This is a genomic window from Sneathiella sp. HT1-7 (assembly GCF_020731145.1).
GTDB lineage: Bacteria > Pseudomonadota > Alphaproteobacteria > Sneathiellales > Sneathiellaceae > Sneathiella.
In genome coordinates this window covers 574,228-599,106 of sequence record NZ_JAJFZN010000002.1, presented here as the reverse complement: position 1 = coordinate 599,106, position 24,879 = coordinate 574,228, and the positions used below count along the sequence as shown (strand labels likewise).

Sequence of the window (24,879 nt, the reverse complement as noted above, 5' to 3'; positions counted from 1 at the left end):
GCTTCAGCTCGTGACGTTGGTGCTGAGTTCGCCGATAAATTCTTCGAAATCCTTGGCTTCGCGGAAATCCCTGTAGACGGAGGCGAAGCGCACGTATGACACGCTATCAAGCGCGGCCAGTCCTTCCATCACCAACTCCCCGATTTTGTCGGAGGGAATTTCCTGATCGCCGCTGCTTTCAAGCTGACGAACAATGCCGTTGATCATGCGATCAATCCGGTCTGGATCGACCGGGCGCTTGCGGGTGGCGATACTGACGGACCGTTCCAATTTCTCGCGTTCGAACGGTGTTCTTTGTCCATCTTTCTTGACGACGGTCAACTCGCGTAGCTGCACTCGCTCAAAGGTGGTGAAGCGGGCGCCGCAGGTTGCGCAGGCCCGTCGCCGCCGGATAGCCGTGTTATCTTCAGTCGGACGGCTGTCCTTGACCTGTGTTTCGTCACTGCTACAAAATGGACAGCGCATCCAATCTTCCCCTTTTTATCATGTCATCTCCCCCGCTGCCCCTTTGTCGGTCATCCTGCCTACATGTTCGGGTAAAGAGGGAATGCGTCACAGAGTTTTTTGACTTCGCCGCGGACTTTTTCCTCAACAGCGCCGTTATCCTCCGGATTTGCGGCCAATCCGTCAAGGACTTCGGCGATCAGGTCGCCGACTTTCGTGAATTCTTCCGTCCCGAAGCCGCGCGTTGTCGCCGCAGGTGTACCCAGGCGCACGCCCGAAGTGACCATCGGTTTTTCCGGATCGAACGGAATGCCATTCTTGTTACAAGTGATATTGGCATTTTCAAGCGCGCGCTCTGCGAAATTACCGGTGAGCTTTTTCGGCCGAAGATCAACCAACATCAGATGCGTATCCGTACCGCCGGAGACAATATCAAGCCCGTGACCGACGAGCGTACTTGCCAGCACTTCCGCATTCTTGACGACCTGCGCCGCATATGTTTTGAACGCCGGAGTGAGCGCTTCACCAAAGGCAACCGCCTTCGCCGCAATCACATGCATCAACGGTCCGCCCTGCATTCCTGGAAAAATTGCAGAGTTTACCTTTTTGGCAACCGTCTCGTCATTTGTCAGGATCATGCCGCCCCGCGGGCCGCGCAATGTTTTATGGGTAGTCGTGGTTGCAATATGCGCATGGGGGAACGGGCTCGGGTGAACGCCCGCCGCAACGAGACCGGCAAAATGCGCCATGTCGACCATCAGATAGGCCCCGACTTCATCCGCAATCTGGCGGAAGGTCGCGAAATCGATATGCCGCGGATAGGCAGAACCACCCGCGATAATCATTTTGGGTTGATGCTCTTTCGCGAGCTGGCGGACTTCATCGAAGTCAATCTGGTGTGTTTCCCGATCGACACCATAATGAATGGCGTTGAACCATTTACCGGATTGGTTCGGCGCGGCACCATGAGTGAGATGACCACCAGCGGCCAGTGACAGGCCGAGAATAGTGTCGCCGGGCTTGATCAGCGCCATGAAAGCGCCCTGGTTCGCCTGTGATCCGGAGTTGGGCTGGACATTAGCGAAACCGCAGCCAAAAAGTTCCTTTGCGCGGTCAATCGCCAGTTCCTCAACAATATCGACATACTCACAACCGCCGTAATAGCGGCGGCCGGGGTAACCTTCCGCATATTTATTAGTGAGCACGGAGCCTTGAGCCGCCATGACAGCCGGGCTGACGATATTTTCAGATGCGATCAGTTCGATCTGATCCCGTTGCCGACCGAGTTCCAATCCAACCGCGCGAAAAACATCAGGATCATTCCGCTCAAGATCGGCTTTGAAAAAATTAGCCAGATCAGCACTTTGAATCGTCATCTATTGAACTCCTTTTCGGACCGGCCCAGCCTACCCCGGGTGAACCGTTTAAGACAGATAAAACACCTCTCCGCCTGACCTTGCAGGACCCATTCAATGGAGCCCAGCGCTTATCCTGAACGGCCGAAATTGACCGACGGAAGGGTAGTTGAATATGCGTATCCCGCGCACGCGCAAATACTGCGCCGGATGGATAGCACAGGTGACAGGGAGTTCCTAGAAAAACTCTGCCGTTATTGTTCTTTTTTTTCGCATGCAAATAGTCTTCGCGCCGCCCAAGAAAAGACTGACAAAATTAATACGAACAACTCAGTATTGAAAATAATTAAAAGGACTTATCTTCATAGATATCTAATCATATAGATGGTATATGATATCTAATGCTCACATTTACAGTATTTAATAATGATTACTAATGCGAATTTTCTAGATCTGGCTCCAGATCGCTTAACAAGACATTTCGGCATTATGATATATATAAGTCATTACTCAAAATTTGACGTAATTAAACTACTTTTATATGCGATTTTTTGTAATTTCGAATATTCGAATAGAGCCGTAGAATTAGAAATCAAAAAAAAAGCAATGATTTGACACAATTTTTAGATCAGGCATTTGCATTATTTATAGTTTGCTGGTACTTAGTCACGGCTTTGTCTGTTAATCGCCTCACGATGTATTGACATTCTTAGACACTTCGTAACAAGTAGAGAAATATTACAGTCCCCTTAAAACGAATGAAATAAAAGCAAATGACACAATCTTTTTCGAAAGAGGGTAACCCCCAAACTCAATCTGAACGTGAAGAATTGCTCCGCATGACGGCGGACATCACCGCAGCATATGTCAGCAATAACCAGATTGAAAACTCCGAATTGATCGAAGTGATCAAGTCAATTTATGGCTCACTGTCGTCGCTTGACATGGATACAGAGTCAGAACAGGCAGAGCTGAAACCCGCAGTTCCCATCAAACGCTCTATCCAGAACGACTATCTAATCTGTCTGGAAGATGGCAAACAGCTAAAAATGCTGAAGCGCTATCTACGGTCCAATTATGATATGACACCGGAAGAGTACCGCGCCAAATGGAACCTCCCGCCAGATTATCCCATGGTCGCGCCAGCTTATGCAAAACGGCGTTCGCAATTTGCGAAGGAATTCGGTCTCGGGCGTAAGAAAAAGACGGCATAGCTGAGGACATAACCGCCACATTTTTCGGAAAGACAATGCCAAAAACCTACATGGTTTCTGGCAGACGCGTCATAATGCCGCTAACGCAGTTCTTGTATAGCCCCCATATATCCGGTTAGTAGATACTTCAGGGTTCGTAGCCAATCGGCTGCGGACCTGACTCGGCCTTTTTGGCAATGTATCTATATCGCGGATGTCTCAGATTAATGAAACCACGTTTTGCTCTTAGCCCTGGCATTTTGCTATGGATCATATCCTTGTTCCTGCTGGCAACGGCAAACCTGCAGTATTTCGAACAAACCATTGCCGTCTACGGGATTGATCAATACCTTCCCTTTCTGATCTCCCAAGGGGTCGTTCTCCTCTGTGCGATCATGCTGGTAGCGACAGTTTTTTCATTCTTTCTGCCCGTTCGGATTGTTGCCGTGCTTTTCCTGATGATTGGCGCGGTGGTTGGCTTTTTCAGTGACAATCTCGGAATCCCTATCGATCAGGATATGATCCGCAATGTTTTCGCGACGGATATAAATGAAGCCGGTGATCTACTGAACTGGGGATTGGTTCTTCGAGTTGGCTTTCTTGGTCTTCTTCCCTCCATCCTCCTGTTCCTGATCCCCATTAAACCAGCCTCCTTGTTTACGCGACAAAGGCGCCTTGCCGGAGCCGCAGTCATCTCTGTTCTGGTCGCGGCGGTTTCCATGGCACCTTTCGGTAATTCCTACGCCAGCCTTTTTCGCGAACATAAACCACTTAGGTATTTCACGAATCCCGTTCATCCAATCTATTCCGCGATCAAGCTGGCCATCGATATCGGCGGCGGTACTGTTGATACAACGTTCCGACCTCGTATCAAAACAGCGATCATCCCGTCTGATGATGCGGAGCATGAACTAGTGATTGTTGTCGTTGGCGAGACGGCCCGCGCCGACCATTTCGGGCTGAATGGATACACACGGCAAACAACCCCGAAGCTTGCCAAGCGGGAAAATATTCTCTCCTTCACTGATATGCGATCTTGCGGCACATCGACCGCAGTTTCCCTGCCCTGCATGTTTTCTCTTGATAACCGATCAGATTTTGCCATCAATCAGGCGAGCTTCACGGAAAATACACTCGATGTTCTGGTAAAGGCTGGCGTGTCCGTTCTCTGGCGAGATAACAACACAGGTTCGCAAGGGGTGGCGAGCCGGGTCACCTACGAATACTTCCAGGACCCGGACATAAACCGTCAGTGTGACGCCGAAGAATGCCGCGACATCGGAATGCTGGATGGGTTGGAAGACTATGTCGCGCAGCAGGATGGCGATATCCTGATCGTCCTGCATCAGTTGGGAAGTCATGGTCCCGCCTATTTCAAACGCTATCCCGATGACTACGCTGTCTTTGAACCGGATTGTCAGTCAAAAGAGCTTGGCTCCTGCACCGAAGCCGAAATCATCAACGCCTATGACAATACTATTTTATATACCGACAACTTCCTGGATGCCGCTATTAACTTTCTCGAAAGCAAGCAGGGTCGATACGAAACATCACTGATCTATTTAAGCGATCACGGAGAATCTCTGGGTGAGATGGGCGTTTATCTGCATGGAATGCCCTATTTTGTTGCCCCGGAAACCCAGACACATGTGCCCTTTGTCATCTGGGCCAGTGACACATCGGATATCGACAAGAATCAGCTTCAAGCCCGCCTCAATGATCCCATGACCCATGATGATTTCAGCAAGCTACTTCTCGAGATGTTCGAAATTATTGTGGATGAGAACAAGATCGCCAACGGGTCGGGCATCCTGCCCATGAAACCAGAGAGTTACCACCAGTAAGCCGCCGGGTTAAACAATAATCCCCGGCTTCTTTGGTATATCCGGCGCGGAACTGTTTTCCGTGACAACGCGTCCGTCCTTCTTGTTCATTACATAGTGCAGTTTTTGAAGCGCGGTGCGTTTAAGTTCCTCCTGCCCGATGGAACTCGGCCCAACGATGGAAACCTCTGTCATCGTTACCGGATCAATCGCAGAAACCTTGACGGAAGCACCATGCTGCTGGAACTCAACGATATACTCGCCTTTTACATTGTCAGGTGCCATACCCATTTGCCTGAATATTTGAAAGCTACTGCGTTAAGCATATCATATATTGTTTTAAAGACTATGAAGCATATTGATGTTGCATCGCAAAACGGCTAAACAATCGACTATATGCCGCCTGCCCGGCCAAATAATATAATTATATAAACGGAGATATCCCTATGAGCAGCGCCTCTTCCAAACCCGTCTTTGATCCTGTCGACCCTTTCTTGCTGGATGATCAGCTGACCGAAGAAGAACGGCTGGTCCGCGATACAGCCCGCGATTACTGTCAGGAAAAACTGATGAGCCGGGTGCTGGAAGCGAACCGCCACGAAACATTCGATCGGGCGATCTTCACCGAGATGGGCGAACTGGGCCTCCTCGGCTCTACGATCGAAGGTTATGGCTGCGCCGGCCTCGGCTATGTCTCCTACGGTCTTGTCGCGCGCGAGGTTGAGCGGGTCGACAGCGGCTACCGCTCGATGATGAGCGTGCAGTCCAGCCTCGTCATGCATCCGATCAACGCCTATGGCACAGAAGAGCAGAAACAAAAATACCTGCCGAAACTTGCGACCGGCGAATGGATCGGCTGCTTTGGCCTGACCGAACCCGACCATGGCTCCGACCCCGGCTCCATGGTAACGCGGGCGAAATCCGTCGATGGCGGTTACCACCTGAACGGCGCGAAGATGTGGATCACCAACGCCCCGGTCGCCGATGTCTTTGTCGTCTGGGCAAAAACTGACGATGGCGTGATCCGCGGCTTTGTTCTTGAAAAAGGCATGGAAGGGCTTTCCGCGCCGAAGATCGAAGGGAAATTTTCCCTTCGCGCCTCCATCACCGGCGAAATCGTTATGGACAATGTCTTCGTGCCGGAAGAAAACCTGCTGCCAAACGTCCAGGGCCTTGGCGGACCGTTCGGCTGCCTCAACTCCGCCCGCTTCGGCATTGCCTGGGGTGCACTTGGCGCTGCGGAATTCTGCTGGCAGGCCGCGCTTAATTACACGTTAGAGCGCAAGCAGTTTGGCCGTCCCCTCGCCGCCAATCAGCTGATCCAGAAAAAGCTCGCCGATATGCAGACAGAAATCTCCCTCGGCCTGCAAAGCTGCCTGCGCGTTGGACGCCTGCGCGATGAAAACCGCGCCGCACCGGAAATGATCTCGCTGATCAAGCGCAACAGCTGCGGCAAGGCACTCGATATTGCGCGCATGGCCCGCGACATGCATGGCGGTAACGGCATCTCGGATGAATATCACGTCATCCGCCATGTCATGAATCTGGAGGCCGTCAATACCTATGAAGGCACCCATGACGTCCATGCGCTGATTCTGGGACGCGCGCAGACCGGCATTCAGTCCTTTACCGGCGCGTGAAATAACGCCACAATCAGCCCTATAAACCAATAAAACAGCATAAAGCTGCGGGAGGAAGAACATGAAAATAGCGGGCAAAAATGTTGTCATCACAGGCGGGGCAAGCGGCATCGGAAAGGCGCTTGCGGAACGCTTCCATGCGGAGGGGGCGAAGGGTATCACCGTTGCCGACCTGCAGGAAGGACCGCTGAAAGAGGTTGCGGCCTCTGTCAACGGTCTTGCGGTTCCCTGCAATGTGGGCAAGGAATCGGATATCCAGAATCTGGTCGCGAAGGCGGAGGAGGCTTATGGCCCCATCGATATCTTTGTCTCCAACGCCGGGCTCGCCCGCTATGGCTGGGAAGAAACGTCGGACGAAAACTGGCAGCTTAACTGGGATGTCCATGTGATGGCCCATGTTTATGCGGCCCGCGCGGTGGTCGATAAGATGATCGCCAATGGCGGCGGCTATCTGGTGAACACCGCCTCTGCCGCCGGCCTGCTGTCGCAGGTCGACAGCGCGACCTACGCCACCACGAAACATGCGGCCATCGCCTTTGCGGAGACCATGTCAATCCGCTACGGTGACAAGGGCGTGCGGGTTTCCGTCCTCTGCCCGCAGCAGGTCCGCACCGCGATGACGGAAAACCGTCTTGACGGGGTTGCCTCCGTCGATGGGACGATGGAACCGGAAGAACTCGCCGATTGCGTGGTCGAGACCATGGACAAGGAAGAATTCCTCATCCTCCCGCACAAACAGGTGCGCGAATATATGCTGCGCAAGGCGACCGACTATGACCGCTGGCTGAAAGGCATGCGCAAACTCCGCGACGCCTATGTGAAGTAAAACAGCGCCCCGCGCTATTGATCGGCGGCCAGCGCTTTGTCGAAAAAGCTGGTCGCCATTTTCATATCGCCATAACGGCCGAGGTTGTTATGCCCCGCGCCCTCAATCTTGATAAACTCGGTGCCTGCGAGCGCAAGGGCGGCGAGCTTCTTCCCCTCCTCAAACGGGATCACCTTGTCCTCTGTGCCATGAATGATCAGGATCGGGGCAGTTACCCCGCCAATCCGTTCGTCATTCCGGAACGGGTATTTCAGCATAAAATGAAACGGCGGTAGCGCGCGATATCGAGCAGCGACGTAAACGGGCTTTCCAGCACCACCGCGAAGACGGGCCGCGCCGCCGCGACCGGGATCGCCGCCCCGGTACCGAGCGAATGGGCAAGGATACCGATGGGGCCATCCGTCTCCCCCTCCAGAAAATCATAGGACGCGAGGCCGTCGGTGATCACCCCCGCCTCAGAGGGTTCGCCCGTGCTGCCGCCATAGCCGCGATACTCCGCGAGCAGGACACCGAACCCCACCTCGGCCAGCATCGATCCACGCGCGATCTGGTTGGCCGCTGTCTCCGCATTGCCATGAAAGACGAGAATGCTCGCCCCCCTCTCGCCCGGCGGATGATAGAAGGCGTTGAGCCGCTCCCCATCCGGCGTGGGGATCGTCACCGGCTCGAACCCGGCGGCCGGATTGACCGCCCCCGCCCCCTCCGGCACCGGAAAAACAAACGCCCCTTGCGCAAAATAAATCCCCGTAAAGGGGATCACGACAAAGAGCAGGATCAGGGCGAGAAGCCAGAGGAATATTTTACGGGATAAGGTCATGGGGGTTACTGTACTATTCCATTATTAAAATTACACGTATAATATGAAAATAACGATGTATATATACACTGAAAAGAAAGATGGAAACTGAAAGCGAAAAGGCAACAGAGCCAGTGACTATCAAAAAAATTCGCCGGATTTCAAATACTGGTGTCTGGAAGAATCACGAGCAAAAAGACGATAAAGCAAATTTTCTAAAAAAAACCCTAATATATGGGTTCAACGGAACCGGAAAAACAACTATTTCGAGAATATTTTCATCTATAATTGATGAAAAAATAGATGAAAACTTACCTAATTCATGTGAGTTTGTAATTGAACTGTCAGATGGCACTACTATTAACAGCACGGAAATTAAAAACCATTTAGGCGAAAATCTATTGGTATTTAATAGAGATTTCATAGATAGGAATGTCATTCGGGCTGATGGCACTGCAAGTCCGATATTTTATATAAGTGAAGAGAATGCTGACGCCGCACCAAAACTTGCGACAGTCAAAAGGCGTTTAGAAAAACTTGCTGGCGAGGAAACGCAGGCGGAAGAAAATAAAAAGCAGTCGGCGAAAGAATTTAAGGAATTTAAAACCAAAACAGCCGGGCAAGTCCGAGATATGGGCGGTGTATTTCGGACACAAACCTATAACGCTAGCCACTTGCAGAATGATTTCGAAAAACAGGAATATAAACAAGGAAAACTTCTCAAAGATGAAGAGGTTGAAATACATCGGAATATTGTAAGTTCAAACGCCCCATTGCCTAAAATTGAATATAGTCCAACTATTGATTTTGGACTGCAAGATCGCCTAGCAAAGCTTGTTAGAAAACTGGATGTAACAATTGGCAATACTATAGATACGATATTGCAAGAACATTCTGACATGGTTGGTTGGGTTCAGTCTGGCCACGAATATCATAAGAATAATGGGTTAGATCATTGCCTATTTTGTAAAAACCCAATTTCAGAAAGCCGTAAAATCAACCTCGACAAGTTGTTCGACGCTAGTTGGCTCAATATCCAAGCCGATCTAAACAAAGAACTCGACGGATTGAAGTTAGTTATCAAAAATCTTAAGGGATCGGTACAGACGCTACCGCGTTCCCACGACATTGATGTCAACAAACGCGCGTTGTTTGAAGAGACTAGACCAAAGTTTCGGGAAATCATTGTAAACGCAGAAACAGCAGTAGAACTCGCAGTATTGCTGCTATCTGAGAAGGCAGAGAAACCGTTTCAATCGGTTTCAATCCCAACAGAATTAAATGACTTTGTTGAATCGAGTTGGTCTGAAGACGTTGGGAAAACACTTTCGTCAATAATTGAGATTATTAAAGACCATAACGAAGCATTTGATGAACATGAAAAACGGCGGAAAATATCTGCGGACGCGCTTAAAAACCACATTTTGTTAAAAGAAGAAAAACAATACGAAAATCTATCGGAGCGCTGTAAACAAAATGATAATGAATTGGAAAGGATCGGAAATGAATTAAGGGAAGCCAATGTCGAGAAACTGGCTCTTTCCGAACAACTGAGCAAACATGGAGTTGCTTTGCCTTATCTCAACGCCCTTCTTCAAGATTATTTAGGACATAAAGACATTACTCTTCGTTCAAAAGATGAAGGGTACGAATTATTAAGAAGTGATGGTTCCGTAGCGACAACTCTTAGTGAAGGTGAAAAAACTGCAATTGGTTTTTGCTATTTCATAACTTTATTGAAGGCAGAAGGCAGAAATAACAAGGAACTTGTTATCGTTATTGATGACCCAATTTCCAGTTTAGACACCCAATCCATGACACACGCGTTCGCATTAATTAAACGTCGGACAAAAAAATGCGCACAGGTAATTGTGCTAACTCACAACATCCAGTTTCTCCATATGGTGAAACGGAATTTCAAAAATACATATAGCGGCCAGGTCGAACCCAATTCTCAATTTTTATATTTAAAATGCGAATGCTCAACAGACGACCTTACAAATCGTGAAACATCATTAACTTTGATGCCGGAATTAATTCGAGACTACGAGTCCGAATATCATTACCTATTCTATTTAACGTATACCGCAACTACTACTGATGAATTTTCCCAACTGTTTTTACTGCCTAACGCCATTCGGAAAATGCTTGAAATTTTCCTTGCATATGCCTCTCCAGGAACAGATAGTTTTTCAGCAGCAATAGCCGAAATTCAAGACAACAAAGAAATGACTAGAGAAGAAATCACAGCTTTGGAACGATTACTTCAAATTGAATCACATGGAGGCATTGTCGGAGCAACTTCACTCTCATCTCTTACTATAGAAGAAGCAAAACATGCTGCTTCTGCAGCAATGAAATACATTCGCAATAGAGATAAAAATCACTACAAACAAATGAGAAAGCTAATTTTGCCTTCTTAACCCCACTACCGCCCCTTAAATACCGGGTCGCGTTTTTCGAGGAAGGCCTGTATCCCCTCGGCGTGGTCTTCGGAGGTGATGGCGACGGTGTATTGGTCCATATCCATATAGCTGACGGCGTGGTTGAGGGCGTTGGCGGCGACGCTTGCGCCCTGCTTGATCATGCGGACGGGCAGCGGCGGCATGGCGGCGATTTTCTTTGCGAATTCCAGCGCGAGGTCGTAGGCGCCGCCCTCTTCCGCCACTTCCTCAATGAGGCCCCAGTCCCGCGCGGTCTCGGCGCTGATTTTGTCGGCGATGATACAGAGCTGCTTGGTGCGCGCCGGACCCATCAGGTTGACCATGCGCGGCACGGATTGCCAGCTCATATTCATGCCGTTGCGGATTTCCGGCACCCAGAAGATCGCGCCCTTTGACGCGATGCGCATATCGCAGGCGACCGAGAGCGCGACACCGCCGCCGATGCAGTAGCCATCCACGGCGACGAGGGTCATGGGCTCCAGATCCTCCCACGCCTTGCTCATCCGCGGGCCGACTTTCAGCATCTCCCGCCGCTCCATCACGCCGGCGTCGATCCGCGCTTTCACGGCGGGGTCTTTCAGATCGAACCCGACGGTGAAGTTCTTCCCGTTCCCGGTGAGGATGATCGCGCTTGTCTCCGTATCCCCCTCGAACGAGTGGGCGACCTCGGTCAGTTCCTTCATCGCGTCGATGGAGAGCGGGTTGACGTCATTGCCGCGATCGAAGCGGACGGTGGCGATGCGCCCCTCCCGTGTGACTGTTACATACTTGTAGCTCATGCCATTCCCCCTTATTGTTTTTATTAATTGGATCGCAGAAAAGGACCGTAAAATGCCCGCTTATATGATCGCCCGGATCGATGTCACCGACCCGGAGCAGTATGAAGTCTATAAATCCCTCGCGCCAATCGCCATCAAAAAATACGGCGGGCGCTATTTAACGCGCGGCGGACCGATGGAAACCCTTGAGGGGCCGGAGGAAACCCGGCGGGTGGTGATCGTCGAATATCCGGATATGGCGGCAGTCAAGGCCTTCTATGACAGCCCCGAATACAAGAAAGCGCGCGACGCCCGAAAGGATGCCGCCAAGGGGCAGTTTGTCATCCTCGAAGGGCTCGACAAACCGCTTTGGTAGGCGGCTAGAACAGTTCCCCGTCCGGCAACGGCTCGAAATAGGCCGCGATGTCCGCGTCGCTCACCTCGTCCAGCGTCGCCGGGGTCCATTTCGGGGACTGATCCTTGTCGATGACGGCGGCGCGGGTCCCCTCGTAGAAATCAACACCCTTGATCACGCGGTTGACCATGCGGAACTCCTGTCGCATGCAGTCATCGAAATCGAGCGTTTTACCGCGGCGAAGCTGTTCAAAGGTGAGCTTCATGCTGGTTGGTGACTTGGTGAGCAGGCTGTCCGCCGTCTTCGCCGCGAACGCATCGCCGTCGGACTGCAGGCTCTCGATAATCGCCGGGACCGAGCTTTTCGCGAAATGCCGGTTGATCGCGGGCAATGTCTCCGCAATCGGTGCATCGCCGGGATCGGCGGCGAACCCAGCCAAAAGCTTGCCCACCTCCGCACTGGCATCGCCCGCAAACTCATGCGCCGCGAGGGCGTCTTTCAACGCAGGCAGCTTCTCGGACGGGATATAACTCTGGGCGATCCCGGCAAAGACGGAATCCGCTGTTTTAAGCCGCGCGCCGGTCAGGCCGAGATACATGCCCAGCTCCCCCTCCAGACGCGGCAGGAAATACGTCCCGCCCACATCGGGGAAGAGGCCAATGCCGCTTTCGGGCATAGCGAACAAGGTGCGTTCGGTGGCGATGCGGTGGCTGCCATGAACCGAGACACCAACCCCGCCGCCCATGACGATCCCGTCGATCAGCGCAATATAGGGCTTCGGGAAATGCTTGATCCGGGCGTTGAGAAGATATTCATCGCGGTAGAAATGAAGCGGATAATCACCGCCAGCGCGTCCCTCATTATAAAGCTTGACGATATCACCGCCGGCGCAGAAGGCTCTCTCGCCTGCCCCTTCGATCAACACGGCACGCACGCTGTCGTCCGTTTCCCACACCTTCAACTTCGCATCCAATGCGAGGCACATTTCATGGGTGAGCGCGTTCAGCGCCTTTGGCCGGTTCAGCGTGACAAGGCCGAGCGCGCCTTCACGTGCAAACAGGATTTCTTCTTCCGAACTCATACCCTAACTTCTCCCCTGCCCTTCGCTCAGCTTGCGCGAGATGACAACGCGCATGATCTCGTTCGTGCCCTCCAGGATCTGGTGCACGCGGGTATCGCGCACGAAGCGTTCCAGCGGGAAATCACGGAGATAACCGTAGCCGCCATGAAGCTGCAGCGCCTCATTACAGACATTAAACCCAACATCAGTCGCGAATCTCTTGGCCATGGCGCAATAGAGCGTTGCCTCCGTGTCCTTCGCGTCCAGCTTGGCCGCCGCCTGCCGGATCATAAGGCGCGCCGCCTCCAGCTCTGTTGCCATATCCGCAAGCTTGAACTGCACAGCTTGAAAACTGCCGACGGGTTTGCCGAACTGCTTGCGATCGGCGGTGTAGCTTTGCGCAAGCTCAAGACAGGCCCGCGCCGCACCAATGGAGCACGCCCCTATATTAAGCCGCCCGCCATCGAGACCCATCATCGCAATTTTGAAGCCGTCACCTTCGTTGCCGATCAAATTTTCAACCGGTACGCGGCAGTCATCGAACAGGACCTGCGCCGTCGGCTGGGAGTTCCAGCCCATCTTGCGTTCCTGTGCGCCAAAGCTGATACCCGGCGCATCCGCGGGCACCGCAATACAGCTGATCCCTTTCGGGCCATCATCACCGGTGCGAACCATCGTGACATAGAGATCCGCCTTACCTCCGCCGGAGATAAAGGCCTTGCCGCCGTTGATGACATAATGATCGCCATCGCGCACCGCTTTCGTGCGAAGTGCTGCCGCATCGGAACCCGAGCCCGGCTCGGTCAGGCAATAGCTCGCGAATTCTTCCATGGTGGTGAGTTTCGGAAGATACTTGGCCCGCACCACATCAGAGCCAAAACGGTCGATCATCCAGCTCGCCATATTATGGATGGAGATGAAGGCTGCGGTCGAGGCACAGCCAGATGCCAGTTCCTCAAAAATGATCGCTGCATCGAGGCGGGTCAAGGCGGAGCCGCCATGCTCCTCCCCCACGTAAATGCCCGCAAAGCCAAGTTCGGCGGCTTTGCGCATTTCCATGACAGGGAATGTTCTTTCCTCGTCCCACTTTTCGGCGTTGGGCGCAAAAACCTCGGCAGCAAAACTTCGCGCCATATCACGAAAAGCCACCTGATCTTCAGATAAATTAAAGTCCATGGGTATCGACCTCTTTTTCTGCTTTGCCATGTTGATACGATCTTGCGCGATGGCTGTCAATAAATTACCAAACGACTGTTAGGTTTAGGATTGAGCCCCTAAACATTTGCGACCCGACGCGCATAAGGATATTATGCCGCGAAATACTATCATCTATGCGACAGAAGCAGGAATCCTTTCATGAAAACCCTTGCGCCCCATTTTCCCCGCACCCGCATGCGCCGGGTCCGCAGAACCGACTGGTCCCGTCGTCTAGTGGCGGAAAACGCCCTGACCCCCAATGATCTGATCTGGCCGGTCTTCGTGCATGAAGGTGAGGATCTTGCTATCGATATCCCGTCGATGCCGGGGGTAAAGCGGCTCAGCCTTGATCTTCTGAAAGTCGCCGCGAAGGAAGCCCATGACCTTGGCATCCCGGCAATCGCGCTTTTCCCGGCGATTGAACATGACCTGAAAACCGACGACGGGCGGGAGGCTCTGAACAAGGACAATATTATCTGCAAAGCGATCAAGGCGATCAAGGACGCGGTGCCGGAGATGGGCGTGCTTTGCGACGTTGCCCTCGATCCCTTCACGACCCATGGGCAAGACGGGCTTGTACAGGATGGATATGTCGTCAATGACCCGACCCTTGATGTGCTGGTCGGCCAGGCGCTCAATCAGGTGGAAGCCGGTTGCGACATCATCGCACCGTCTGACATGATGGACGGACGCATCGGCGCTATCCGGGATGCGCTGGAACAGGAAGGCCATCGCGATACGCTGATTATGTCTTACGCGGCGAAATATGCCTCCGGCTTTTACGGGCCCTTCCGTGATGCGGTGGGATCAACCGGTAATCTTGGTACCGGGGACAAACGCACCTATCAGATGAACGCGGCCAACAGCGACGAGGCGATCCGCGAAGTGGCCCTTGATATCAATGAGGGCGCGGATATGGTCATGGTTAAGCCGGGCATGCCCTATCTTGATATCTGTCGCCGGGTGAAGGACGAATTCGGCGTCCCGACCTATGCCTATCAGGTGTCAGGCGAATATGCGATGCTCGCAGGTGCGGGGCTGAACGGCTGGCTGGACCGTGAAAAAATCGTGATGGAGAGCCTGCTCTGCTTCAAGCGCGCGGGCTGCGACGGCATCCTCACCTATTTCGCGATCGAGGCTGCGAAGAACCTGCAGGGTTAGGCTTATCGCCCGCCGGACACGTCGATTAGGGAACCGGTGACATAGCTCGATTTATCAGACAATAACCAGAGGGTTGCGTCGGCAATTTCCTCCGCCGTCCCGCCGCGCTGCATCGGCACCATGGATTTCACCCGATCGACCCGACCCGGCTCCCCGCCGCTTGCATGGATATCGGTGTAGACAACGCCAGGGCGCACGGCATTTACGCGTATACCCTCTGCGGCGACTTCCTTCGCAAGACCTATCGTCATAGTATCAATTGCCGCCTTGGATGCGGCGTAATCCACATATTCGCCGGGACTGCCCAGCTTGGCCGCGACGGAAGAAATATTGACGATCCCGCCCCCCTTCCCGCCGTGGACTGTTGACATGCGTTTCACCGCTTCCCCCGCGCAGAGAAATGGACCGGTGATATTAGTGGTGAACATGCGTTCCAGCCGCTCAAGGCTCATCTCCGAGACCTTCGCCGCTTTATCGACAATCCCAGCGTTATTCACCAGCGCGCCGAGCGGCGCCAGTTCCTGATCGACAGTTTCGAACATCCGGAGGATATCAGCTTCTTTCGTCATATCGGCCTGCACCGGAATCGCCGTGCCACCTGCCGCCTCGATCAGGGAAATAACCTCCTCCGCCGCCTCTGCGTTGTGGGCATAATTGACGCAGACCTGATAGCCTTCCGTCGCCGCACCGAGAGCGATGGCGCGGCCGATTCCCCGGCTGCTGCCGGTCACAATGATTGATTTTTCCATTAGCTGTTCCTCCCCTCCAGTGCCTGTTCGATATCCGCAATCAGATCGTCGACATTCTCAATCCCGACAGAAAGTCGCAATAAATCCTTCGGGCAGGGCGTGCCCTCTCCCTCAATGCTGGCGCGATGCTCGACCAGGCTTTCGATCCCGCCGAGGGACGTTGCCCGCTTGAATATATTGAGCCGAGCCGCGACCGCCATCGCGGCCTCCTCTCCGCCATTGATACAAAGACTGAGCATCCCGCTAAAGCCGCCGCTCATCTGCTTCGCCGCGATGTCATGGCCGGGATGAGATTCAAGCCCCGGATAAAGCACCGCACGGATGCCTTTCGCGCCGTCGAAATGCCTAGCGATGGCCATGGCACTCGAACAGGCGCGTTCAACCCGCAAATGCAGAGTGCGCATCCCGCGCAGCAAGAGCCACGCCTCGAACGGGCCCATAACCGTGCCGTTGGTCCGGCGGTTGGTGATAATCCTGTCCCAGAAGTCATCTTCGGTCGCGGTAATCAGCGCGCCCGCCAGCACATCGGAGTGGCCATTCAGATATTTCGTTGCCGAATGCATGACAATATCCGCGCCGAGCTTCAAGGGGTTGGTGAGTAAGGGTGTTGCCACCGTGTTATCAACGGCAAGACGAGCTCCCGTCTTCTTGGCCACCGCGGCCCAGACGGCGATATCATCCACCTCCCATGTCGGGTTCGCGGGGGTTTCCATCCAGAGGAGTTTCGTCTTGCCCGGAATGACAGCTTTTTCCAACGCCGCAAGATCACCATTCGGAACGGTGGTAATCTCGATCCCCCAATCCTTGGCGAAGGACAGCATCCAAGCGCGCAGACCCCAATACATGACACGCGGAATAACCATATGATCACCGGATTTAAGCGCCTGCACCACCGCAACACCGGCGGACATGCCAGAGGAGAAAAGAAGTGCATCGCTCCCCCCTTCAAGCGTTTTTAGAAGTTGTTCCGGCTGCTCATAGTTCGGGTTATCCGGACGGCTATAGATGCGCCCTGAAGGATAGCTGCCGTTCCCTTCCCGCTCATAGGTGGTGGCAGGGTAAATACCGGGCGCGAGTGATTTATGCTCCGGCTCCATCCAGCCCAGTCCCTGCGCAATCAGGGTGTCGCGGTTTAGCGGTTTATTTTCGTCCGTCATGGTGGAAATTCCTCACAAAATGACCGGTAGTCACGTTCTGATAGTGATCATGCATATTTTTGGTTTTGACAACAGGGGAATTCCAATGAGCCTGATAACAGATGTCATCGACGGCCTGAATGCTGAACGCGGGAAGGTTAATCTTGCACCACTTATCCCAAACGACCTACTGATGCAAACCGCACAGCAGCATGCGGAATTCATGGACCGAAAACAAGCGCTCTCACATCTGGGCGCGGGCCAAACAACATTCGATCAGCGAATTCACAGCGTCGGTTATCGCTTCTCCACCGCCGCCGAGAATGTCGCCCTCGGCGCGGTGGATGCGGCTGGCGTGGTCAGAATGTGGATGGACAGCCCACCGCACCGCGCCAATATCCTGAATGACAAGGTCACAGATGTTGGCCTCGGCATCTCGCCCGCCACGCCGGAGACGCCAGAAATCGCGCGATACTGGTCTCTCTCCCTCGCCGCACCGCTTTAATCTATTTGTTCAGCTTGCGAAGTCGCGTGATCAGGCTGGACGTGTCCCAACGATTGCCGCCCATGTTCTGAACATCGCTATAATATTGATCGACGAGCGCGGTATTCGGTAGGCTCGCGCCAATCTGGTCACCGGTCTTGAGGCAAATCCCAAGATCTTTGCGCATCCAGTCCACGGCAAAACCATAATCGAATTTATCGGCGATCATTGTTTTGTAGCGGTTTTCCATTTGCCAGCTTTGCGCCGCACCCTTGGAGATCACCTCAATCACCTTCTCCGCATCCAGCCCCGCCTTTTCGGCAAAGTGAATCCCCTCCGAAAGACCCTGAACCACGCCGGCAATACATATCTGATTAACCATCTTGGTGAGCTGTCCCGCCCCCACGTCTCCGAGCAACTTGCAAGCTTGGGAATAGGCGTCGATCGGCTTGCTGGCACGGTCAAAATCTTCTTGGGAGCCGCCACACATGACAGTGAGCACTCCATTTTCCGCACCCGCTTGCCCGCCGGAGACTGGCGCATCGACAAAGCCTATGCCCTTTTCCTTGGCGAGGGCGCCAAGTTCACGCGCCACCTCAGATGAAGCAGTGGTGTGATCCACAAAAATCGATCCCGCCTTCATAGTGGAGAGAATACCAGTCTCGCCGAGAACAACGCTGCGCAGATCGTCATCATTGCCGACACAGACCATAACGAAATCAGCGCCTTCCGCTGCCTTCGCCGGGGTCTTCGCGAAGGAGCCACCATATTCCGCCACCCATTTTTCCGCCTTAGCGGTGGTGCGATTATAGACGGTCATCTCGTAGCCGGCCTTTTGCAAGAATCCCGCCATCGGATATCCCATAACGCCAAGCCCGATAAATGCTGCTTTTTCACCCATGTTCACCCGTCTCCTGATCCAATTATTCTGAGTCAGTTGTAGCGGGTCCCGGCCTTGGTTGAAAGACCCGAGAGGGAATTTTTCGATAGATGGAAATCTGAAGGTTCAGAGCGTGTGGTACTGTCCTTTATGAAAGAGGAGTGCCTCTTCCTTATCCGCCATGATGACATTCGTTACCTTGCAGATAAATACCGCATGATCTCCGGCCTCATGCACCGCATGTGTCTCACATTCAAAAACAGCGAGACTGCTTTCAAACACCGGGCTACCATTCTCCCCGACGAGATGATCAATCCCTTCAAATCGGTTATCACGGTTCATGGAAAAGCGATCAGAAAGATGGCGCTGATCCGGCGTGAGAATATTCACGGCAAACTTCCCGCTGGAAAGAAATTCCTGACAATGGCCGCCGACATGGGCAAGGCTGAACAGGACCAACGGCGGGTCGAGGGAGACGGAACTGAAAGAGTTTACCGTCACACCAAGGGGTTCGCCCGACGCGCCTTTCGACGTGACAACCGTTATCCCCGTGGCGAAACACCCCAGTGCATTTCTAAATTCTCTGGCGTCAAAGCTCATGCGCAACCGGCACCTATATTATAATCCGCGCTTGATTTGCGAGTGATTTGCAAACTGGCGGCACTTTCCCATAAATTGCATCCGAAATCACCCATTTTTTTACACCATCTTTTAGCGACGAATATTGACCAACTCTTTGTGCATACAGGGCTATCTTTAAAAACTTCCTAAAATTACACACTGTTTATTAACCATTCTCGGGGCAAAATCAGCATCCAACTCCTTGGAAGCCATCGTGTAAGGACATCTGTGTAAGAATGTTTTGGATTATTGGTATCGTAGTGACATTCGGCTCCGTCGCCGGTGGTTATGCCCCCCACGGCAGCTTTGCCGTGTTGTTTCAACCGCTAGAGTATTTGATTATTCTCGGCGCAGGTGTTGGCGCCTTCCTGCAGTCCAACCCGAAATGGGTGATTTTCGGATTTCTAAAGTCATTCGGCAAGCTGATGAAAGGTGCGCCTCATGACAAGAAATCCTATACCGAGCTGCTGACCCTTCTCTACGCCTTATTCAAGCTTTCCAAGACCAAAGGAATGATCGCGCTGGAACCGCATATCGAAAATCCGCATGAAAGTGAGCTTTTTCAACATTTTCCAGCCTTTTCCAAGAACCATCACGCAGTCGATTTTGTCTGCGACTATCTCCGGCTGATGACCATGGGGACTGAAAATCCACATGAACTGGAAGACCTGATGGATCAGGATATCGAAACCCATCATAACGAGGGACATGCCATTTCCGGTGCGGTAACTGCGCTGGGTGAAGCCCTTCCCGCCTTCGGTATCGTTGCGGCCGTGCTGGGTGTGATTATTACTATGGGTTCTATTGCTGAACCGCCGGAAGTGCTCGGCGGTCTTATTGCGGCAGCGCTTGTGGGTACTTTCTTTGGTATTTTCGTGGCCTACGGCCTGTTTTCTCCCATGGGTAAAAACCTTGAGCAATTCACTGATGCCGACAGCAAATATTTCGAATGCATCAAGCAGGGATTGCTCGCTCATCTACAGGGGTATGCCCCGGCTGTCTCGGTCGAGTTCGCCCGCAAGACCCTTTATAGTCATGAACGTCCGACCTTCATAGAGCTGGAAGAAGCCTGCAATGAAGCGCCAACTGTCTGATATTTTACGCCCAAAAGTAAGAGTGTCCTATGGCGGATGATCTCGCCCCAATTATCGTCAAGAAAATCAAGAAAGGCGGCCATGGCGCGCATGGCGGCGCCTGGAAAGTTGCCTATGCTGACTTCGTGACGGCGATGATGGCGTTCTTCTTGCTACTTTGGCTTTTGAACGTGACAACGACCGAACAGAAAGAAGGCCTGGCCGACTATTTTGCACCGACAACCGCCAGCCTGAGTCAGTCCGGCGCGGGCGGTGTTATGGGCGGAACCAGTATGCAGACCGAGGGGGCACAGATTTCAAATCTTGGTGTTCCGTCCGCTGTTTCCAGCATCAGCCCGCCGGACAACGGCCGCAAGGGCGAGAGTGAAGACGCCCGCAAAACCCGTGAAATGGAAGAAGCGGAACTTCTTGAAAAGCTGCGCAAGATTGAGGAGGCCAGCTTCGAGCAAGCTCGCGACCAGATCCGTCAGGCGATCAACAAGGACCCGGAGCTTTCCGGCCTAAAGGACAATATCATTATCGACATGACACCCGAGGGCTTGCGCATTCAGATTGTCGATCAATTCAACGAAAGTATGTTCGAAAGTGGCAGCTCCAACATCACACCGCGCATCCAAAGCCTGGTAGGAAAGATTGCCAAGTCGATTGAAGAACTGCCCAACAGTCTTTCTATAAGTGGACATACGGACAGTTCCTCCTTCAATGGTGGCGACTATTCAAACTGGGAACTATCGTCGGATCGTGCAAATGCCAGCCGCCGCGCCCTTCTGGATGCCGGACTGAAACCGGATCGGATTGAAAAAGTCGCCGGTCGGGCGGATACGGATCCGCTGATTGCCGACGACCCATCCAACCCCGGAAACCGCCGGATCAGTATTATTCTCCTGCGGGAGACACCGGTCCTTCCGCCTAACTTGAAATAAATTACATCTTCCAGATCAGCAATTTTGTCTGACGTCGGTCATCCACCTTGACCGTCCTATTGGGTTTATGGCCCGGCACCACAAAGCTGTTACTGATGAAAAGACTGCCGGGTTTCATTTCCTTTTTTGCTTTTTCGAACAAGTCCGGCATCGGCACCGGGGAGAGAAAGCAATAGACCACATCAAATTCGCTTAAATCAGCCTTGAAAATATCCTGAAAACGAAACTCCAGGTTCTTTATGCCGCTCAAGCGACCCAACAACCAGGAAAGTGCGAACGGCAGCGGTGCCGTTTCAAGCCCAGAAAACTGAGCATCCAGCCGATTTCTCGAAAGGTGACGAAGCGTACCGCCAAGCCCACTCCCAAGATCGGCCATATAAAATCCGTTCTTTTTCGGGAGCAACTTGAGAATTGCCTCTGATGTGGTGCGGTTGGTCAGGAACAGGGGCACCCGCCCCACTGCCACGTTCCAGAACACCAGAACCAGCAGAATAAGGATAACCGGGAAAATCCAGCTCGGCAGGTCGAGCGCGAGCGCAAACAATAAAAGCGGTGGTGCGATCACCTGCCCGATTACCCATGGGATGGAAAAACCAAATCCTCTTGTCACAATCCCGGCAATAAGGCCTTGCGCCAACACCAGCCAGAGCATCGGAACCGGCCTGTCTATCCCTTCCTCCACAACCGGACGCAGCAGGTAAAGCCCGACAAAAATCGCTGCCTGAATGGCAAGGGCCGCAAGGACCGGTGATATTTTCTTCCCCCGCAAGTTCCCGCTACCCTCGTCTAGCCACCAACCGCCTGGGCCGGACGAGTTGCCATCCCCTCCCGGATCGGCCAATGAATAAGCCCGGAAATAATGCCGAGGGCTACACTCATCCACCAGACAATATCGTAGGAGCCATATAAATCGAACGCTACACCCCCGATCCATGCTCCGAGAAACGCCCCAATCTGATGGCCGAAAAAGACGAACCCAAACAAAGTCGTCATATATTTAGGCCCGAACATCACCGCCACCAAACCGGAGGTGAGCGGCACGGTCGAGAGCCACAAAAGACCGAGCGCGCCTGCGAAGACGATAATCGTCAGCGGGCTGATCGGAATGAGGATAAAGGCAACAAACAGCGCGGCGCGGAGGAAATAAAGCGCACTCAGCAGGTATTTCTTGGAATATTTACCGCCGAGATAGCCGGACGCCAGCGAACCGATCACATTGAACAAACCGACCACGGAAAGGGCAATCGCACCATATTTCGGCGCAACATTCATATCCACGATATAGGCGGGCAGATGCACGGCCACAAAAGTCACATGGAAACCACACACGAAAAATCCGAAGAAAAGCAACCAGTAGCTGCCATTGCCCGCGGCCTCCCGCACGGCGGAGGAGAGATTGGCCGCGCCGGCGGCGGCGCTGTCTTCCGCCTTGCCCCTCACAAAGGCAGAGGCCGGGATCATCAACAGCGCGCAACAGCCAATCAGCACCAGCGCCATCGACCAACCATAGTTTGCCAGGAATGCCTGACCCAGCGGAACCATCAAAAACTGACCGAGACTACCCGACGCGCCAACAATCCCAAGCGCCATTGAACGTTTTTCCTCTGGTACCGCACGTCCGACAGAACCGATGACCACACCAAAGCCGGTCCCGGAGAGGCCAAGGCCAATCATTAGCCCGGCGGAGAGATGCAGTTCTGTCGCATTGCCTGTCTGCGACATCAGGAATAACCCTGCCGCATAGACAATTCCGGAGACGACCAGCGTGCGGCCCGAGCCGTATTTATCGGCAATGGCGGAGGCGAAGGGCTGGGACAATCCCCAGACGATATTCTGGATTGCAAGGGCGAGGCCGAAAACCTCCCGCCCCCAGCCGAAATCTGATGAAACAGGCTCCAGAAACAGGCCGAAGGCCGCGCGCGACCCCATGGCGATCAGGCTGATCAATCCGCCAGCCAGAATTAAGATAAGTATCGGCCGTGACTGCATTTTCTTTCCTTTTCATGCCATCCTGCCGCGCCCGGAAACAGCAATGGAGCATTGTATTTCAATCGACAAGTACCATTTACAAAAAAAATGCGATACCAATTGTTTCACATGCGAAAGGATTTCGCGCACTATGAAAAATCAGAACGGCCCGTTGATTGAGTTGTCGCCGCTGGAGGAAAATGGCCCCAGAAGCAAGCCCGCGAGCGGCACATTCAATCCCGATGATTATGAATCGATCCGCCTCCGCCGTGTCTTTGCATATGCGATCGACGTGCTTTGCATCGCGGTTATTTCCATTGCTGCGACCATTGCCGCAACGCTGATCGGGGTGATTACCTTTGGCGTGCTGACCCCGCTCCTCGTGCTTATTCTGGCGGCGATCCCGATTCTTTATCATACTCTTCTTGTCGGTGGACCCGGGAATGCAACGATCGGGATGCGGTTTATGAATGTCCGGATGGAGCGCATGAATGGCGACGCGCCGGATTACCTGATCGCGCTCATTCATGCGGCGTTATTCTATTTCACCATGGCTGCGACATCATCCCTGATCCTGCTGGTCTCGCTGTTTAACCCACGTGGACGGCTGCTCCATGACTATCTGGTCGACACGGTAATCCGGCGCGTGCCGATCCGTTCATAAGGCATCCCTCAATTCATAATAAAGCCGGGCGATGGAGAGCAGCGGCACGCGAAGTGCTGTTCCGCCCGGAAAAGCCTTGTGCGGAATGCGCGCAAATACGTCAAATCTGCCGGCATCCCCCTGGATTGCCTCGGCGATGAGGCGGCCAGCAATACCCGAAAGCGGCACTCCCTGCCCGGAATAACCTTGGGCGTAGTAAATATTGCCGTCCATCCGCCCCACATCGGGAAGAAGATTGCGCGTTACCGCGACTTTGCCACCCCAGATATAGTCAATCTTCACATCTTCCAATTCGGGGAAAGTCGCCAGCATATTTTCCCTAAGCGCCGCCCCCGCCATCGTTCGCTTGCTGATCAGCTTATCCTGCCCGCCATAGAGCAGTCGGTGGTCCGACGACATTCGGAAGTAGTCGAGATTGAAGTTGGTATCAGAAACGCAGATATTCGCTGGCATCAAAGCCTTCGCACGCACCTCCCCTAATGGTTCTGTCGCGATGATACAGGCATCGACAGGGATTATTTTCGCGGCGAGCGAGTGATCCAGATCGGCAAGATAGGCATTGCCCGCCAAAACCACATAACGCGCGGTGACCGAGCCTTCTTCCGTGGTGACAACAGCAGTTTTACCTTTCTTGACGTCCTCTACACGGGAGTCTTCGAAAATCTGCACTCCGGCGTCATGGGCCGCCCTACCAAGACCAAGTGCATAATTCAGCGGATGCAGATGCCCGCCGGATGAATCCAGCAGCCCACCGCAGAAGCGCTCGGAATTTATATAGTCGCCCAGCTCTTCCTGCTCCAACCAGCGGTAATCGCGATAGCCATAGTTTTTCTCGCAATGTTCCTGTTCTTCCAGCAACCAGTCGCGATGACGCGGTTTAACGGCGGCATAAAGCTCTCCCGCTTTCAAATCACAGGCAATATTATGATGCGCGATGCGTTCTTTCTGAAGCCGGATCGCCTCTGCCGAGAGATCCCAGAGACGGCGTGCGTCTTCCGGCCCGACCAACGCCTCCGTATCGATCATTCCCGGGGAGTAACCTGTCGCGATCTGGCCGCCATTTCGGCCCGACGCACCGAAGCCAATCCGCTCTGATTCCAGCACGATTACCGATAACCCGGCCGCAGCCAGATCCAGCGCTGCACACAGGCCGGTGTAGCCTGCGCCAACAATACATACATCAGCAGTTTGCGCACCCTTCAGTCGTGGATACCCGGCACGCGCCAACGCCGAGGCATCATAATATGAAATGTTCATCTTGGTTTTTCTTCAAAGGTTTATGGCCATTCGGCGATAACAACAGGCTTG

26 protein-coding genes are annotated in these 24,879 nt (G+C 53.2%); 11 read left to right on the top strand and 15 right to left on the bottom strand.

Annotation, left to right across the window (positions count from 1 at the left end; translation table 11 throughout):
* Nucleotides 1-3 precede the first annotated feature (3 nt).
* Nucleotides 4-465 carry a transcriptional regulator NrdR gene (nrdR, locus tag LKE13_RS08080; RefSeq protein ID WP_227950026.1) on the bottom strand — a complete coding sequence of 154 codons (462 nt, stop codon included), beginning with the start codon at nt 463-465 and terminating at the stop codon, nt 4-6.
* A 59-nt stretch (nt 466-524) separates the two neighbouring features.
* Nucleotides 525-1,820 (bottom strand): serine hydroxymethyltransferase, encoded by a 1,296-nt coding sequence (gene glyA, locus LKE13_RS08075; protein ID WP_227950024.1) that lies wholly within the window; start codon nt 1,818-1,820, stop codon nt 525-527.
* A gap of 752 nt (nt 1,821-2,572) precedes the next feature.
* On the opposite strand from glyA, the gene LKE13_RS08070 reads away from it, so the two are divergent.
* Together LKE13_RS08070 and LKE13_RS08065 are read left to right on the top strand one after the other, a co-directional pair.
* Nucleotides 2,573-3,013 (top strand): MucR family transcriptional regulator, encoded by a 441-nt coding sequence (locus tag LKE13_RS08070; protein ID WP_227950022.1) that lies wholly within the window; start codon nt 2,573-2,575, stop codon nt 3,011-3,013.
* A gap of 206 nt (nt 3,014-3,219) precedes the next feature.
* The gene (locus LKE13_RS08065; protein ID WP_227950019.1) at nt 3,220-4,836 is read left to right on the top strand and encodes a phosphoethanolamine transferase; all 1,617 of its coding nucleotides are present in this window, start codon (nt 3,220-3,222) and stop codon (nt 4,834-4,836) included.
* A gap of 9 nt (nt 4,837-4,845) precedes the next feature.
* On the opposite strand, the gene LKE13_RS08060 is transcribed toward LKE13_RS08065, so the two are convergent.
* Complete coding sequence (locus tag LKE13_RS08060) at nt 4,846-5,100, bottom strand: DUF6898 family protein (RefSeq protein ID WP_227950017.1); 255 nt, start codon at nt 5,098-5,100, stop codon at nt 4,846-4,848.
* Nucleotides 5,101-5,261: 161 nt separating this feature from the next.
* On the opposite strand from LKE13_RS08060, the gene LKE13_RS08055 reads away from it, so the two are divergent.
* On the top strand, nt 5,262-6,455 hold the full coding sequence (locus tag LKE13_RS08055) for an acyl-CoA dehydrogenase (RefSeq protein ID WP_227950016.1): 1,194 nt from the start codon (nt 5,262-5,264) through the stop codon (nt 6,453-6,455).
* Nucleotides 6,456-6,516: 61 nt separating this feature from the next.
* Nucleotides 6,517-7,281: an SDR family oxidoreductase gene (locus tag LKE13_RS08050; RefSeq protein WP_227950015.1), complete on the top strand. Its 765-nt coding sequence runs from the start codon at nt 6,517-6,519 to the stop codon at nt 7,279-7,281.
* Nucleotides 7,282-7,295: 14 nt separating this feature from the next.
* Here the strand turns inward: LKE13_RS08050 and LKE13_RS08045 are convergent, their stop codons facing one another.
* The gene (locus LKE13_RS08045) at nt 7,296-7,538 is read right to left on the bottom strand and encodes an alpha/beta hydrolase (protein WP_227950014.1); all 243 of its coding nucleotides are present in this window, start codon (nt 7,536-7,538) and stop codon (nt 7,296-7,298) included.
* Nucleotides 7,532-8,098, bottom strand: coding sequence for an alpha/beta hydrolase (locus tag LKE13_RS08040; RefSeq protein WP_227950013.1), 567 nt, complete (start codon nt 8,096-8,098; stop codon nt 7,532-7,534). The genes LKE13_RS08045 and LKE13_RS08040 overlap by 7 nt, the downstream gene beginning before the upstream one ends.
* An 80-nt stretch (nt 8,099-8,178) precedes the next feature.
* On the opposite strand from LKE13_RS08040, the gene LKE13_RS08035 reads away from it, so the two are divergent.
* The gene (locus LKE13_RS08035) at nt 8,179-10,500 is read left to right on the top strand and encodes an AAA family ATPase (RefSeq protein ID WP_227950012.1); all 2,322 of its coding nucleotides are present in this window, start codon (nt 8,179-8,181) and stop codon (nt 10,498-10,500) included.
* A gap of 5 nt (nt 10,501-10,505) precedes the next feature.
* On the opposite strand, the gene LKE13_RS08030 is transcribed toward LKE13_RS08035, so the two are convergent.
* Complete coding sequence (locus LKE13_RS08030) at nt 10,506-11,300, bottom strand: enoyl-CoA hydratase/isomerase family protein (RefSeq protein ID WP_227950011.1); 795 nt, start codon at nt 11,298-11,300, stop codon at nt 10,506-10,508.
* Between the two features lie 52 nt (nt 11,301-11,352).
* On the opposite strand from LKE13_RS08030, the gene LKE13_RS08025 reads away from it, so the two are divergent.
* Entirely contained in the window at nt 11,353-11,655 is a 303-nt protein-coding gene (locus LKE13_RS08025; RefSeq protein WP_227950010.1) for a DUF1330 domain-containing protein, read from the top strand.
* 4 nt (nt 11,656-11,659) lie between these two features.
* On the opposite strand, the gene LKE13_RS08020 is transcribed toward LKE13_RS08025, so the two are convergent.
* Both LKE13_RS08020 and LKE13_RS08015 read right to left on the bottom strand, forming a co-directional pair.
* Nucleotides 11,660-12,715, bottom strand: a complete 1,056-nt coding sequence (locus tag LKE13_RS08020; RefSeq protein ID WP_227950007.1) for an enoyl-CoA hydratase/isomerase family protein — start codon at nt 12,713-12,715, stop codon at nt 11,660-11,662.
* 3 nt (nt 12,716-12,718) lie between these two features.
* On the bottom strand, nt 12,719-13,870 hold the full coding sequence (locus LKE13_RS08015) for an acyl-CoA dehydrogenase family protein (protein WP_227950005.1): 1,152 nt from the start codon (nt 13,868-13,870) through the stop codon (nt 12,719-12,721).
* 180 nt (nt 13,871-14,050) lie between these two features.
* Here LKE13_RS08015 and hemB point away from each other — a divergent pair, with 180 nt between their 5' ends.
* Nucleotides 14,051-15,052 (top strand): porphobilinogen synthase, encoded by a 1,002-nt coding sequence (hemB, locus tag LKE13_RS08010; RefSeq protein ID WP_227950003.1) that lies wholly within the window; start codon nt 14,051-14,053, stop codon nt 15,050-15,052.
* Between the two features lie 2 nt (nt 15,053-15,054).
* Here the strand turns inward: hemB and LKE13_RS08005 are convergent, their stop codons facing one another.
* Both LKE13_RS08005 and LKE13_RS08000 read right to left on the bottom strand, forming a co-directional pair.
* Nucleotides 15,055-15,801, bottom strand: a complete 747-nt coding sequence (locus tag LKE13_RS08005; RefSeq protein ID WP_227950001.1) for an SDR family oxidoreductase — start codon at nt 15,799-15,801, stop codon at nt 15,055-15,057.
* Nucleotides 15,801-16,958 carry a trans-sulfuration enzyme family protein gene (locus LKE13_RS08000; protein WP_227949998.1) on the bottom strand — a complete coding sequence of 386 codons (1,158 nt, stop codon included), beginning with the start codon at nt 16,956-16,958 and terminating at the stop codon, nt 15,801-15,803. The genes LKE13_RS08005 and LKE13_RS08000 overlap by 1 nt, the downstream gene beginning before the upstream one ends.
* An 85-nt stretch (nt 16,959-17,043) precedes the next feature.
* Between LKE13_RS08000 and LKE13_RS07995 the strand changes: the two genes are divergently transcribed.
* Nucleotides 17,044-17,442 (top strand): CAP domain-containing protein, encoded by a 399-nt coding sequence (locus LKE13_RS07995; protein WP_227949996.1) that lies wholly within the window; start codon nt 17,044-17,046, stop codon nt 17,440-17,442.
* Between the two features lies 1 nt (nt 17,443).
* On the opposite strand, the gene LKE13_RS07990 is transcribed toward LKE13_RS07995, so the two are convergent.
* Nucleotides 17,444-18,340, bottom strand: coding sequence for an NAD(P)-dependent oxidoreductase (locus tag LKE13_RS07990; RefSeq protein ID WP_415776518.1), 897 nt, complete (start codon nt 18,338-18,340; stop codon nt 17,444-17,446).
* Between the two features lie 87 nt (nt 18,341-18,427).
* On the bottom strand, nt 18,428-18,901 hold the full coding sequence (locus LKE13_RS07985) for a flavin reductase family protein (RefSeq protein ID WP_227949992.1): 474 nt from the start codon (nt 18,899-18,901) through the stop codon (nt 18,428-18,430).
* 257 nt (nt 18,902-19,158) lie between these two features.
* On the opposite strand from LKE13_RS07985, the gene motA reads away from it, so the two are divergent.
* Nucleotides 19,159-20,016, top strand: a complete 858-nt coding sequence (motA, locus tag LKE13_RS07980; RefSeq protein WP_227949990.1) for a flagellar motor stator protein MotA — start codon at nt 19,159-19,161, stop codon at nt 20,014-20,016.
* A 29-nt stretch (nt 20,017-20,045) separates the two neighbouring features.
* The gene (gene motB / locus LKE13_RS07975) at nt 20,046-20,939 is read left to right on the top strand and encodes a flagellar motor protein MotB (protein WP_227949988.1); all 894 of its coding nucleotides are present in this window, start codon (nt 20,046-20,048) and stop codon (nt 20,937-20,939) included.
* 1 nt (nt 20,940) lies between these two features.
* Here motB and LKE13_RS07970 read toward each other — a convergent pair whose 3' ends face one another.
* Both LKE13_RS07970 and LKE13_RS07965 read right to left on the bottom strand, forming a co-directional pair.
* Nucleotides 20,941-21,780 (bottom strand): hypothetical protein, encoded by an 840-nt coding sequence (locus LKE13_RS07970; RefSeq protein WP_227949986.1) that lies wholly within the window; start codon nt 21,778-21,780, stop codon nt 20,941-20,943.
* Nucleotides 21,726-22,928, bottom strand: a complete 1,203-nt coding sequence (locus LKE13_RS07965; RefSeq protein WP_227949984.1) for an MFS transporter — start codon at nt 22,926-22,928, stop codon at nt 21,726-21,728. Before LKE13_RS07965 ends, LKE13_RS07970 begins: the two co-directional genes overlap by 55 nt.
* 130 nt (nt 22,929-23,058) lie before the next feature.
* Here LKE13_RS07965 and LKE13_RS07960 point away from each other — a divergent pair, with 130 nt between their 5' ends.
* Nucleotides 23,059-23,571 carry an RDD family protein gene (locus LKE13_RS07960; protein ID WP_227949981.1) on the top strand — a complete coding sequence of 171 codons (513 nt, stop codon included), beginning with the start codon at nt 23,059-23,061 and terminating at the stop codon, nt 23,569-23,571.
* Here the strand turns inward: LKE13_RS07960 and LKE13_RS07955 are convergent.
* Nucleotides 23,566-24,828, bottom strand: a complete 1,263-nt coding sequence (locus LKE13_RS07955) for an NAD(P)/FAD-dependent oxidoreductase (protein WP_227949979.1) — start codon at nt 24,826-24,828, stop codon at nt 23,566-23,568. The genes LKE13_RS07960 and LKE13_RS07955 overlap by 6 nt on opposite strands.
* Nucleotides 24,829-24,879: the final 51 nt, after the last annotated feature.

What these genes read in the sequence shown, in the direction of transcription:
- LKE13_RS08040 (WP_227950013.1), bottom strand. Translation starts at nt 8,098, where the DNA reads ATGACCTTATCCCGTAAAATATTCCTCTGGCTTCTCGCCCTGATCCTG.
- LKE13_RS08030 (WP_227950011.1), bottom strand. Translation starts at nt 11,300, where the DNA reads ATGAGCTACAAGTATGTAACAGTCACACGGGAGGGGCGCATCGCCACC.
- LKE13_RS08060 (WP_227950017.1), bottom strand. Translation starts at nt 5,100, where the DNA reads ATGGCACCTGACAATGTAAAAGGCGAGTATATCGTTGAGTTCCAGCAG.
- LKE13_RS07955 (WP_227949979.1), bottom strand. Translation starts at nt 24,828, where the DNA reads ATGAACATTTCATATTATGATGCCTCGGCGTTGGCGCGTGCCGGGTAT.
- LKE13_RS07995 (WP_227949996.1), top strand. Translation starts at nt 17,044, where the DNA reads ATGAGCCTGATAACAGATGTCATCGACGGCCTGAATGCTGAACGCGGG.
- LKE13_RS08055 (WP_227950016.1), top strand. Translation starts at nt 5,262, where the DNA reads ATGAGCAGCGCCTCTTCCAAACCCGTCTTTGATCCTGTCGACCCTTTC.
- LKE13_RS08015 (WP_227950005.1), bottom strand. Translation starts at nt 13,870, where the DNA reads ATGGACTTTAATTTATCTGAAGATCAGGTGGCTTTTCGTGATATGGCG.
- LKE13_RS08045 (WP_227950014.1), bottom strand. Translation starts at nt 7,538, where the DNA reads ATGCTGAAATACCCGTTCCGGAATGACGAACGGATTGGCGGGGTAACT.
- LKE13_RS08050 (WP_227950015.1), top strand. Translation starts at nt 6,517, where the DNA reads ATGAAAATAGCGGGCAAAAATGTTGTCATCACAGGCGGGGCAAGCGGC.
- motB (WP_227949988.1), top strand. Translation starts at nt 20,046, where the DNA reads ATGGCGGATGATCTCGCCCCAATTATCGTCAAGAAAATCAAGAAAGGC.
- LKE13_RS08035 (WP_227950012.1), top strand. Translation starts at nt 8,179, where the DNA reads ATGGAAACTGAAAGCGAAAAGGCAACAGAGCCAGTGACTATCAAAAAA.
- LKE13_RS08005 (WP_227950001.1), bottom strand. Translation starts at nt 15,801, where the DNA reads ATGGAAAAATCAATCATTGTGACCGGCAGCAGCCGGGGAATCGGCCGC.
- LKE13_RS07960 (WP_227949981.1), top strand. Translation starts at nt 23,059, where the DNA reads ATGAAAAATCAGAACGGCCCGTTGATTGAGTTGTCGCCGCTGGAGGAA.
- LKE13_RS08000 (WP_227949998.1), bottom strand. Translation starts at nt 16,958, where the DNA reads ATGACGGACGAAAATAAACCGCTAAACCGCGACACCCTGATTGCGCAG.
- LKE13_RS07965 (WP_227949984.1), bottom strand. Translation starts at nt 22,928, where the DNA reads ATGCAGTCACGGCCGATACTTATCTTAATTCTGGCTGGCGGATTGATC.
- LKE13_RS08065 (WP_227950019.1), top strand. Translation starts at nt 3,220, where the DNA reads ATGAAACCACGTTTTGCTCTTAGCCCTGGCATTTTGCTATGGATCATA.
- LKE13_RS08070 (WP_227950022.1), top strand. Translation starts at nt 2,573, where the DNA reads ATGACACAATCTTTTTCGAAAGAGGGTAACCCCCAAACTCAATCTGAA.
- glyA (WP_227950024.1), bottom strand. Translation starts at nt 1,820, where the DNA reads ATGACGATTCAAAGTGCTGATCTGGCTAATTTTTTCAAAGCCGATCTT.
- LKE13_RS08025 (WP_227950010.1), top strand. Translation starts at nt 11,353, where the DNA reads ATGCCCGCTTATATGATCGCCCGGATCGATGTCACCGACCCGGAGCAG.
- nrdR (WP_227950026.1), bottom strand. Translation starts at nt 465, where the DNA reads ATGCGCTGTCCATTTTGTAGCAGTGACGAAACACAGGTCAAGGACAGC.
- motA (WP_227949990.1), top strand. Translation starts at nt 19,159, where the DNA reads ATGTTTTGGATTATTGGTATCGTAGTGACATTCGGCTCCGTCGCCGGT.
- LKE13_RS07985 (WP_227949992.1), bottom strand. Translation starts at nt 18,901, where the DNA reads ATGAGCTTTGACGCCAGAGAATTTAGAAATGCACTGGGGTGTTTCGCC.
- LKE13_RS08020 (WP_227950007.1), bottom strand. Translation starts at nt 12,715, where the DNA reads ATGAGTTCGGAAGAAGAAATCCTGTTTGCACGTGAAGGCGCGCTCGGC.
- hemB (WP_227950003.1), top strand. Translation starts at nt 14,051, where the DNA reads ATGAAAACCCTTGCGCCCCATTTTCCCCGCACCCGCATGCGCCGGGTC.